Consider the following 10887-nt stretch of genomic DNA (forward strand, 5'->3'; position numbering starts at 1 on the left):
GGCGGTTCACACACTGAGCCTGTAGAAGCGCCACAGCTCGTGCTCGACGTCCAGCACCTCGACACCGCCGTACCCGGCCTCCAGCGCGTACGCGCGTACCGTGTCAGGCCGCAGGACGGTGCCGGCCTCCACCTTGGCGCCCTCCGCGCGGGTCGCGGGCAGGCAGTGCAGCACACTGAAGGCGTAGTTGATCCGGTCCAGTTCCGGACCCGGGGCGGTGAACTCCTCGCTCACCTTCTCGTCCGCGATCAGCACCGCGCCGGAGGGCGCCAGCAGCCGACGCACCGAGGTCAGCACCCGCACCGGATCGGCCATGTCGTGCAGTGCCTCGAACACGGTGACCAGGTCCACTGAACCGTCCACGTCGACCCCCGCGGCATCAGTGCGCGCGAACGCCACCCGATCGTCCAGCCCCGCCTCCCGGGCGTTGCGCCGGGCCTCGTCCACCGAGACGGCGTCCAGATCGACACCAGTGAGCCGCGCACCGGGGAAGGCGCGGGCCAGCGCCATCGTCGACCACCCCAGTCCGCAGCCGAGATCGAGCACGCGCGCGCGGGGACCGTCCGTCAGCCGCCGGTGGACATCCGGCATGGCGGCGACCCAGGAACCGACCGTCTCAGGCCGGTACATGGGCCTGTTCAGCCCCGCGATGCCCTCGCGGGTTCCCCGGCCGTAGCGCTCGTACGGCACACCGGCACCCGTCGCGAAGGCCTCCAGCAACTCGGGCAGGGTCTCGGCGAGGGAGGCGACGAACTGGGGACCCGTGGCCAGGTACAGCGGGTCGTCCCGGTCCACCAGCACCCGCCGGTGCTCGGCGGGCAGTTCGAAGAGCCGCTCGTAGCCGCCGGCCCCAGGGGCCCCGGAGGCGGTCAGGATGCCGGCCACCGCCTGCTGCTCCAGCCACTCGCGCGCGTACCGGGCGTGGACACCCGACGTCTTCGACAGGTCACGGGGCGTCATGGGGCCGTGCGAGGCCAGCGCCTCGTACAGACCGCGGCGGACACCGACGTCGACGGTGAAGATCTCCAGCGCCGCACGGAGCCCCGTGACGATCTCCTCAGCCAGACGTTCGGCATCCGGAGTGTGCTCCGGTGGGACGCTCATCATCGATCCGACCTCCGCAGACGTGCCAGGTACCGTCACCGTCCCACAGGGCCGTACCACCCGCGAGAGCACGCGACCGTCCCGTACGCACGACGGGCGTGCGCCCTCCGCGCACGGCCCTCTGTCGGAGAACCCGGCCGACTGGTAGATGGAGGGGCATGAAAAGACTTGCGGTACTGCTGCGCCCCCTGCTCGCCGCCGCCACGTCCCTGCTCGCCCTGGCCCTGACGGCCCCCGCGGCCCGGGCGGCAGCCGAACCCAGGGCCCCGGAGGACTTCGTAGCCCTCAGAACCGTCGACCCGACCATCCTCCAGGACATCCGCTACTTCACCCCGCACAACTTCGTGGGCGAGCGCGTCGACGGCTACCAGCAGCCGCTGTGCATCCTCACCCGCCCCGCCGCCGAAGCACTCCACAAGGCCCAGACGGAACTCCTGCAGAGGGGCTACTCACTCAAGGTGTACGACTGCTACCGGCCCCAGCGGGCCGTGGACCACTTCGTCCGCTGGGCCAAGGACCTCGACGACCAGCGGATGAAAACCGAGTTCTACCCCCAGGTCGACAAGACCCGCCTGTTCACCGACGGCTACATCGCGGAGAAGTCCGGCCACAGCCGCGGCTCGACCGTGGACCTCACCCTAGTGGAACTCCCCGCAAGGCCCACCCGGCCGTATCACCCGGGGGAGCCGCTGGTGCCCTGTTACGCCCCCCAGAGGGAGCGGTTTCCCGACAACTCAGTGGACATGGGCACGGGGTACGACTGCTTCGACACCCTCTCCCACACGGACGACCCGCGGATCACCGGCACACAACGCGCCAACCGGCAGCTCCTCAAGGACACTCTGCAAGCCCTCGGGTTCGTGAACCTGCCCGAGGAATGGTGGCACTTCACGTACAAGCCGGAGTCCTATCCGGACACTTACTTCGACTTCCCGGTGACCAGCAAATCCCTCACTCCCGCTGATTGAGCCGCCCGCAGGAGACGCCCTCCACGTGATCGGATACAGTCCGCCGCGTGTCCGCAACTCAACACCCCAACGTCAACTCCGCGCCGGACTCCCACTGTTCGAGCTGCGGAGCGCCCTACGGCGAGGGCGTCTCCGGCTGGCCCCGCACCTGCCCGGCCTGCCACACGGTCGCCTACCGCAACCCGCTGCCCGTAGCGGTTGCGCTGCAGCCCGTGTACGACACCAAGGGCACAGCCCTGGTCGTCATCACCCGAACCATCGCCCCCGCGCGCGGCGGCACCGCCCTGCCCGGAGGGTTCATCGAGCAACGCGAGGACTGGCGCGGCGCCGTCGTCCGCGAGCTCAAGGAGGAAACGGGCATCGACGCTCACGAGCGAGACGTCCGCCTCGCCGACGCGATGAGCTCACCCGACGGCCACCTCCTCCTCTTCGGGCTCCTCCCGGAACGCCCGGCCGCCGGTCTGCCCCCGTCCGTCGCCACCGACGAGACGGAGGGCTGGCACCTGCTGCACAGGCCGGCCGAACTCGCCTTCCCGCTGCACACGCTGGCGGTCCAGGCGTTCTTCGAGGGCCGCTACGTCTGAGTCACGACGGGGCGAGCCCGCGTACCCGCACGGGGTGGGCGGGCTCCCTCCGTCCGTTGTTCCTCTCCCGCTCCACGACCACCCGCCGCTTCTTCCAGCGCGTCACATACCGTTCGACCTCGGGCTCGTCCCAGCCGTCGCCCGCGTCGGCGACCACGAGCCCACCCCCGGCCCGCCCCCGCTCCGGCGCCCACGCCTCCAGCTCCAGACCGCCGTCGGCGCCCCGGACGGGCAGGACGGCACCCGCGCGCGCGAACACCGGGATGCGTGACAGAGGCGCCTCGATCAGCACCTGCCCCGGCCCCTCGTACGCCTCCTCGGTCACCGTGTCGTACCAGCGCCCCCGCGGCAGCTGCACCGCCCGCCGGTCGGCACCCGGGTCCAGCACCGGCGCCACCAGGAGATCGTCACCGAGCAGGAACGCGTCCTCGCAGTCGCGCAGCGCCCGGTCCTCGGGCGCGCCCCACCAGACCGGCCGCACATACGGAGCCCCCGTACGCCGTGCCACATGCGCCAGCGTCACGAAGTACGGCAGCAGCCGGCGCCGCTCGACGAGCGCCACGCGCGCGTGGCCCAGTACCTCCTCGCCGAACTCCCAGGGCTCCCTGCGCCCCGCCCGCAGACTCGCGTGCGTACGGAACAGCGGCAGATACGCGCCCAGCTGGAACCACCGCAGATACAGCTCCGCGGACGGGCTCCCGTCGAAACCACCGACATCAGGGCCCGAATACGGCACCCCGCACAGGCCCAGGCCCATCACCAGCGACAACGACGCCCGCAGCCCCGGCCAGCCCGTCGCCACATCCCCCGACCAGGTCCCCCCGTAGCGCTGCATACCGGCCCACCCGGAGCGCGAGAAGACGAACGGCCGCTCCTCGGGAACGAGCCTGCGCAGACCCTCGTACCCGGCCCGGGCCATACAGAGCCCGTACACGTTGTGCGCCTCCCGGTGGTCACCGCCCCGGCCGTCCAGATCGTGCCGCGCCGACCGGGGCAGGGTGTTCTCCCCGAAGGCCGTGAACGACGTCGGCTCGTTCATGTCGTGCCAGAACCCCGCGAACCCCTGCGCCAGCCGCTCCTCGTACAGCCCGCCCCACCACTCGCGCACACGCGCGCGCGTGAAGTCCGGGTACACCGACTCCCCGGCCCAGACGACGCCCTCCACGGGCCGGCCCGCCGCGTCCCGCACGAACGCGTCCTCGGCCGTCCCGCTGTCGTACACCGCGTTGCCCGGCTCGGCCCGCACCGCCGGATCGACGATCGACACCAGCCGGATCCCGTCCCGGCGCAGCTCCTCGGCGAGTACAGGCAGCTTCGGGAAGCGCTCCTTGTCGACCGTGAACACCCGGTGCTCGTCGAAGTGGTCGATGTCCAGATGCACCGCGTCCAGCGGCAGATCGTGCTCCTGGTAACCCGAGACGATCCGCCGCACCTCCTGCTCGCTGCCGAAGCCCCACCGCGCGTGATGGTGCCCCAGCGCCCACGCGGGCGGCAGCGCGGGCGCCCCGGTGAGCGTCGCCCAGGCGTGCAGCGCGCGCGCGGGGGTACCCACCATCATCCAGCAGCGCAGCGGGCCACCGTCCACACGCAGCTCGCTCGTCCCGGTACGGTCGTGCCCGGAACCGGCGCCCTCCTCGCCCTCCCGCAACACCACGGTGCCGTCCCACGAGGTGTCATGGAACAGCAGGTGAGTGCCCGCGTCGGCCACCACCATCTGTACCGGCATGGTGATGTACAGAGGATCGTCACCAGGAACGAACGTGTGTCCGGGGTCGGTGTTCCACAAGCGGTACGTTCCGTCACGCAGCCGGGGCCCCGACGAGCGCCCGCCCAGACCGAAGAACCGCGCGTCGGCCGGCACCTCGGAACGCTGCATCCAGCGCGCCCCGCCCCCACCGGCAGGTTCCCACCAGCGCGGCGGCAGCTCCCGCCGCAGAAGCACCCCGCCGGGCGTCTGCACCTCGATGGCTCCGTGCCGCGAGACGACGATCGTGACGCGTTCCGCCACCACCCGCCACGCACCGTCCTTGTCCGGCTCCAGAACGGCCCGCGGATCAGGCTCCGGGCAGCGGTCCGCGAGCGCGTACGAGGGCTCCGGTCCGGCGCCGTCCCAGCCCCAGAACACGGCGCCGCTCGTGGTGACCGTGATCAGCAGCTCGGATCGCGCGAACCGGACGACCCCACCACCGGGCCCCGGCTCCGCCTCCCGCACGGGCCCGGGCACCCGCGCGCGCTCAGCCCCCCGCTCGGGCAGCCCGGCGGCATCGGCACGCCGCCTGCGCCACGCGGCCCGCACGGCGCGAAAACCCTGCGCCGCCCCCGCAGAACCGACCGCCTTCACCGAACGCACCAGGTCACGACCGCTCATGCTGCTCACCCTGCCACTTGCTCACCCATGGTGGTGAGTCGTTCAACTGCCGTTCACCCGTGGTGAGGGCACATCTTCACGGCGCCGACCATGTGCGGCGCACCCTGGTGTAGAAGTCGATCACATGGCATCGTCCGTGTCAGCCGCGTACGCGCGCACCCCAGCCCGTGCGCGACAGCCGCACACGACGCGCAGAACCCCGGGAGCCGCCCCATGACCTCAGCGAACGACGCACCGCTCTGGCAGCCCGATCAGGAACGCATCGCCCGGGCCCAGATCACGAAGTTCCACGCCTGGGCCGCCGAGCACCACGGCGCCCCGGCCGAGGGCGGATACCCGGCCCTGCACCGCTGGTCCGTCGACGAACTCGACACGTTCTGGAAAGCCGTCACCGAGTGGTTCGGCGTACGGTTCTCCACCCCCTACGCGCGCGTACTCGGCGATCGCACCATGCCAGGCGCCCAGTGGTTCCCCGGCGGGACCCTCAACTACGCCGAACACGCCCTCCGCGCCGCCACCACCCGCACGGACGAACCAGCCCTCCTGCACGTCGACGAATCCCATGAGCCGCGCCCGGTGACCTGGGCCGAGCTGCGCCGCCAGGTCGCCTCCCTCGCCGCTGAGCTGCGCACCCTCGGCGTACGCCCGGGAGACCGCGTCAGCGGATACCTCCCGAACATTCCCCAGGCCGTCGTGGCCCTCCTCGCCACGGCCGCCGTCGGCGGCGTCTGGACCTCCTGCGCGCCCGACTTCGGCGCCCGAAGCGTCCTCGACCGCTTCCAGCAGGTCGAACCGGTCGTCCTGTTCACCGTCGACGGCTACCGCTACGGCGGCAAGGAACACGACCGCCGCGACACCGTCGCCGAACTCCGCCGCGAACTGCCCACCCTGCGCGCCGTCGTCCACATCCCGCTCCTCGGCACAGAAACCCCCGACGGCGCCCTGGAGTGGTCCGCGCTGACCTCCGCGGACATCGAACCCGTCTTCGAGCAGGTCCCCTTCGACCACCCCTTGTGGGTCCTGTACTCCTCCGGCACCACCGGCCTCCCCAAGGCCATCGTCCAGTCCCAGGGCGGCATCCTCATCGAGCACCTCAAACAGCTCGGCCTCCACTGCGACCTGGGCCCCGACGACCGCTTCTTCTGGTACACCTCCACCGGCTGGATGATGTGGAACTTCCTCGTCTCCGGCCTGCTCACCGGCACCACGATCGTCCTGTACGACGGCAGCCCCGGGTACCCCGACACCGGCGCCCAGTGGCGCGTCGCCGAACGCGCCGGAGCCACCCTCTTCGGCACCTCCGCGGCGTATGTCATGGCCTGCCGCAAGGCCGGCGTCCACCCCGCACGCGACTACGACCTCTCGCGGGTGCAGTGCGTCGGCACCACGGGCTCACCGCTGCCGCCGGACGGCTTCCGCTGGCTGCACGACGAGTTCGCGGAGGCCGGAGCAGACCTGTGGATCGCCTCCGTCAGCGGAGGCACCGACGTGTGCTCCTGCTTCGCGGGAGCCGTCCCCACACTCCCCGTGCACATCGGCGAACTCCAAGCACCCAGTCTCGGCACCGACCTCCAGTCCTGGGACCCCAGCGGAAAACCCCTGACCGACGAGGTCGGCGAACTCGTGGTCATCAACCCCATGCCGTCCATGCCCATCCACTTCTGGAACGACCCCGACGGCACCCGGTACCACGACAGCTACTTCGACACCTACCCCGGAGTCTGGCGCCACGGCGACTGGATCACCGTCACCTCACGCGGCTCGGTCGTGATCCACGGCCGCTCCGACTCCACCCTCAACCGCCAGGGCGTCCGCATGGGCTCGGCCGACATCTACGAAGCCGTCGAGCGTCTCCCCGAGATCAAGGAATCCCTCGTCATCGGCATCGAACAGCCCGACGGCGGCTACTGGATGCCCCTCTTCGTCCACCTGGCCCCCGGAGCCGTCCTCGACGAAACCCTCCTGAACCGCATCAAACAGATCATCCGCGAACAGCTCTCCCCGCGTCATGTCCCAGACGAGGTCATCGAGGTCCCCGGAGTCCCCCACACCCTGACCGGCAAACGCATCGAGGTCCCGGTCAAGCGCCTTCTCCAGGGCACGCCACTGGAGAAGGCGGTCAACCCAGGATCGATCGACAACGTCGACCTGCTGCGCTTCTACGAGGACCTGGCACGCAAGCGCACCTGACCCCCCTCGCCCCCTGGCCCGACGGGCGTTGTCAGTGCTGCTGATTACTGTGAGTGAGCACTGATCGACTGCGCACAGCACAGGGGGAAGAATGACGCACACCCGGCACCGGACCATGCGACGCGTCCTGCGCCGCGAGATCGCCGGCACCATCGGCCTGCTCACGGACGAGCACGACTTCACGGCGATGCGGCGCTACCGCACCTTCGCCTTCGACGACCACGCGACCTACCTCCGACAAGTGGAGGGCCTGCTCAGGACGCTCGCGTCCCAGGGCAGCCACACCACGGTCGCCCTCTTCGACCCCGAGGAGTACGCGGAGTTCTGCACCGAGACCGGCCTGGACCCCGACGCCGCAGCCAGCCGCACCCGCTACACCGCCGAACTGGCCGCCCTGGGGCCCAGCGTCCCCTACCGAGGGCAACCCCTCGACGAACTCGTCCCCGACCTCGTCGACGAGGCCGTCCGGCAGGCCACCTGGCAGTACGCGACCACACTTCTCGCCGGCATCGGCGCCTGCGCCTCCTGCGGCGAGGACATCGGGCGAGACGCCTTCCTGCGGGCCACCGATCTCCTCACTCGCATCCTCGACACCGCGGGCCCGGGCGAACGCCACCTCGTGTGCAGCGTCTCGGCCGCACCCGAACCACTCGTCGCGGCACTGTGGGTGGACGAGAAGCCCGACGGCACTCTCCACCTCGACGAAACCGAAGGCCTGGAATTCACCACCATCCTGGCCGTGGGCCTCGCCACCCGTACCGCCGGCGGCCTCGTCATGCGCACCAGCGCTCCCGGCGCGACCGATCGCGTCTACGGCTGGCGCCTGCGCGGGGACGCCCTCGACCCGCTCACCGCAGGCGAGGTCTTCGACGCCTACTGCACAGACATCGAATCCGGTGACCTCGTCTCCCCGGAATCCGGCGTCGACTACTGCGCCCCACCCGACCTCGGCGACACCGGCACGATGAGGGGAGGCCACGCCCACTGAAAGCGCCAGGGGCGCCCCACCCGAAGGCGGAGCGCCCCTGACCACCCACTTGATCACGCCGGCGGTTGCGCGGTGCTACCCGGTGTCACTCGCCGGACAGCACCGCCTGAGCCGCGTTGCGTGCCTCCTCGGCGGTGTCCGCCGCCCGCGCCGCGGCCGCCGCACGCTCGCACTGCGCCAGCGTGTACTTCGCCAGCGTCGCCCGCACATAGGGAATCGAAGCCGCACCCATGGACAGGGAGGTGACACCCAGACCGGTCAGCACACACGCGAGCAGTGGGTCGGACGCCGCCTCACCACAGACACCGCAGCTCTTGCCCTCGGCCTTCGCCGCCTCGGCGGACAGCGCCACCAGGTCGAGCAACGCGGGCTGCCACGGGTCCTGCAGCCGGGACACCGCGCCCACCTGCCGGTCCGCGGCGAACGTGTACTGGGCGAGGTCGTTGGTCCCCAGCGACAGGAACTCGACCTCCTGAAGGATCGACCGCGCTCGCAGCGCCGCCGACGGGATCTCCACCATCGCACCGAACTTCGCCCTCAGCCCGGCCGCACGGCACGCGTCCGCGAACGCCTTGGCGTCCGTACGGTCCGCCACCATCGGAGCCATGACCTCCAGGTAGACGGGCAGCCCCTCCGCGGCCTTCGCCAGAGCGGTGAGCTGTGTCCGCAGCACCTCCGGGTGGTCGAGGAGCGTCCGAAGCCCCCGCACGCCCAGCGCCGGATTCGGCTCGTCGGCCGGCGTCAGGAAGTCCAGCGGCTTGTCCGCACCCGCGTCGAGCACACGCACCACGACACGGCCCTCGGGGAACGCCTCAAGCACCTGCCGGTACGCCTCGACCTGCTTCTCCTCCGACGGCGCCTTCTTGCTGTCGTCGAGGAAGAGGAACTCGGTACGGAAGAGCCCCACACCCTCGGCCCCGGCCTCGACGGCGGCCGGCACATCAGCGGGCCCGCCCACATTGGCCAGCAGCGGGACCTTGTGCCCGTCAGAGGTGGCACCCGGGCCGGTCGAAGCGGCCAGCGCCGCCTTGCGCTCGGCCGCGGCAGCCTCCAGCTCGGCCTTCTTCTCCGCGCTCGGTTCCACGAAGATCTCACCCGTGCTGCCGTCCACAGCTATCACCGTGCCCTCGGCCAGCTCACCGGCACCCGGCAGCGCGACAACGGCCGGCACCCCGAGCGCCCGCGCCAGAATCGCGCTGTGGCTGGTCGGGCCGCCCTCCTCGGTGACGAAACCGAGCACGAGCGTCGGATCCAGCAGCGCCGTGTCCGCCGGCGCCAGATCACGCGCGATAAGGACGTACGGCTCGTCGCTGTCCGGTACACCAGGCATGGGCACCCCGAGCAGCCGGGCGACAATGCGGTTCCGCACGTCGTCCAGGTCGGCCACACGACCCGCAAGGTACTCACCGGCGCCCGCGAGCAGCGCACGGTACGCGGCGAACGCGTCGTACACGGCGCGCTCGGCCGTGCTGCCGACAGCGATGCGGCGCTCCACATCCGCCATCAACTCGGGATCCTGCGCCATCAAGGCCTGGGCTTCGAGCACAGCCTGGGCCTCGCCGCCCGCCAGGTTGCCGCGGGCCATCAGATCGGCCGCCACGGCTTCCACAGCCTTGCGGGCGCGACCCTGCTCGCGCTCCGCCTCCTCCGCCGGTATCTGCTTGGCAGGCGGTTCCAGGACCGCCGTCCCCATGTGCCGAACCTCGCCGATCGCCACACCGTGGCTCACGCCGACGCCTCGCAGCGTTGTTTCCATCTCACCCGTCTCCGATAGTGCGGCGGGTCCAACCGCCGCGGTGGTTGTCCGACTCGCAGTCCGGTACGCCGCTGCTGTCACTGCCAGCCGAAGAGTTCGTCGCCGGCCTTGACGTCACCATCGACGCGGAGTCCGGTGAGAGAGTCGGCCGTGGCCTCGAGCGCCACGATCGGGCAGATCGGAGACTTGCCCGCGGCCTCGACGGCGGCGGGGTCCCAGCGCACCACGGCCTGGCCGCGCGTCACGGTGTCACCCTTGGTGACGAGAAGCTCGAAGCCCTCACCGTTGAGCTGCACGGTGTCGATGCCGAGGTGGGTGAGCACGCCGTGGCCGGCATCGTCGACCACGACGAAGGCATGCGGGTGGAGAGAAACGATGACCCCGTCCACGGGAGCGACGGCCTCGGAGGCCTCCCGCACGGGGTCGATTGCTGTACCGGGTCCTACCATCGCACCCGAGAAGACGGGGTCGGGTACCGCGGCGAGTCCGATGGCCCGCCCGGCTAGGGGGGACGTCACGGTGGTCATGGGAAGCCTCCCAGGGGAGATTCATATGGGCCGTCACTGCCTGTCCCGGACGGCGCACTGGGGAGCAGGGTATGTCATATGAACTGCCGGTTCCGCGTGAGACGTACGGGGTGGCGGTCCTGGAGCCCCTCGCCACCGATTTGCGCCCCCTCCGGACCCAGATGTAGAGTCGTACACCTGCCTGGGGGCGAGTGACACGATCAGGTGTCCCAGTCCGGCAGCATCCAACTTGTCACATCCTTTCTCTGGGTCCTTCTGCATGTCCGCAGGACGGTGGTCAGGGAGACGGAAAAACGCTGATAGTGTTGGAAACACCGAAGGGAAGCGCCCGGAGGAAAGCCGCGAGAGAGTCTCTCGGGTGAGTACGAAGGAAGCGTCCGTTCCTTGAGAACTCAACAGCGT

8 protein-coding genes are annotated in these 10887 nt (G+C 70.6%); 4 read left to right on the forward strand and 4 right to left on the reverse strand.

The window, feature by feature from the left end; genetic code table 11:
- Positions 1 to 6: 6 nt before the first annotated feature.
- Positions 7 to 1107, reverse strand: a complete 1101-nt coding sequence (locus tag ACZ49J_RS41010; protein WP_467456170.1) for a class I SAM-dependent methyltransferase — start codon at positions 1105 to 1107, stop codon at positions 7 to 9.
- A 155-nt stretch (positions 1108 to 1262) separates the two neighbouring features.
- On the opposite strand from ACZ49J_RS41010, the gene ACZ49J_RS41015 reads away from it, so the two are divergent.
- The gene (locus ACZ49J_RS41015; protein ID WP_467456169.1) at positions 1263 to 2072 is read left to right on the forward strand and encodes a M15 family metallopeptidase; all 810 of its coding nucleotides are present in this window, start codon (positions 1263 to 1265) and stop codon (positions 2070 to 2072) included.
- Positions 2073 to 2119: 47 nt separating this feature from the next.
- A complete protein-coding gene (locus ACZ49J_RS41020) occupies positions 2120 to 2656 on the forward strand; it encodes an NUDIX domain-containing protein (protein WP_467456168.1) in 537 nt (178 codons plus the stop codon).
- A 1-nt stretch (position 2657) separates the two neighbouring features.
- Here the strand turns inward: ACZ49J_RS41020 and ACZ49J_RS41025 are convergent, their stop codons facing one another.
- Positions 2658 to 5024 carry a glycoside hydrolase family 31 protein gene (locus ACZ49J_RS41025; RefSeq protein WP_467456167.1) on the reverse strand — a complete coding sequence of 789 codons (2367 nt, stop codon included), beginning with the start codon at positions 5022 to 5024 and terminating at the stop codon, positions 2658 to 2660.
- A gap of 213 nt (positions 5025 to 5237) precedes the next feature.
- On the opposite strand from ACZ49J_RS41025, the gene ACZ49J_RS41030 reads away from it, so the two are divergent.
- Positions 5238 to 7214 carry an acetoacetate--CoA ligase gene (locus ACZ49J_RS41030; RefSeq protein WP_467456166.1) on the forward strand — a complete coding sequence of 659 codons (1977 nt, stop codon included), beginning with the start codon at positions 5238 to 5240 and terminating at the stop codon, positions 7212 to 7214.
- A 91-nt stretch (positions 7215 to 7305) separates the two neighbouring features.
- On the forward strand, positions 7306 to 8202 hold the full coding sequence (locus ACZ49J_RS41035) for a hypothetical protein (protein ID WP_467456165.1): 897 nt from the start codon (positions 7306 to 7308) through the stop codon (positions 8200 to 8202).
- An 85-nt stretch (positions 8203 to 8287) separates the two neighbouring features.
- Here ACZ49J_RS41035 and ptsP read toward each other — a convergent pair whose 3' ends face one another.
- Both ptsP and ACZ49J_RS41045 read right to left on the reverse strand, forming a co-directional pair.
- Complete coding sequence (ptsP, locus tag ACZ49J_RS41040; RefSeq protein ID WP_467456163.1) at positions 8288 to 9958, reverse strand: phosphoenolpyruvate--protein phosphotransferase; 1671 nt, start codon at positions 9956 to 9958, stop codon at positions 8288 to 8290.
- 77 nt (positions 9959 to 10035) lie between these two features.
- On the reverse strand, positions 10036 to 10485 hold the full coding sequence (locus tag ACZ49J_RS41045; RefSeq protein ID WP_467456161.1) for a PTS sugar transporter subunit IIA: 450 nt from the start codon (positions 10483 to 10485) through the stop codon (positions 10036 to 10038).
- Between the last annotated feature and the right edge of the window lie 402 nt (positions 10486 to 10887).

This window comes from Streptomyces sp. NPDC030840 (assembly GCF_055572015.1).

Coding starts and splice junctions, on each gene's coding strand:
- ACZ49J_RS41010 (WP_467456170.1), bottom strand. CDS start 1,107: ATGATGAGCGTCCCACCGGAGCACACTCCGGATGCCGAACGTCTGGCT.
- ACZ49J_RS41045 (WP_467456161.1), bottom strand. CDS start 10,485: ATGACCACCGTGACGTCCCCCCTAGCCGGGCGGGCCATCGGACTCGCC.
- ACZ49J_RS41015 (WP_467456169.1), top strand. CDS start 1,263: ATGAAAAGACTTGCGGTACTGCTGCGCCCCCTGCTCGCCGCCGCCACG.
- ACZ49J_RS41035 (WP_467456165.1), top strand. CDS start 7,306: ATGACGCACACCCGGCACCGGACCATGCGACGCGTCCTGCGCCGCGAG.
- ACZ49J_RS41030 (WP_467456166.1), top strand. CDS start 5,238: ATGACCTCAGCGAACGACGCACCGCTCTGGCAGCCCGATCAGGAACGC.
- ACZ49J_RS41025 (WP_467456167.1), bottom strand. CDS start 5,024: ATGAGCGGTCGTGACCTGGTGCGTTCGGTGAAGGCGGTCGGTTCTGCG.
- ptsP (WP_467456163.1), bottom strand. CDS start 9,958: ATGGAAACAACGCTGCGAGGCGTCGGCGTGAGCCACGGTGTGGCGATC.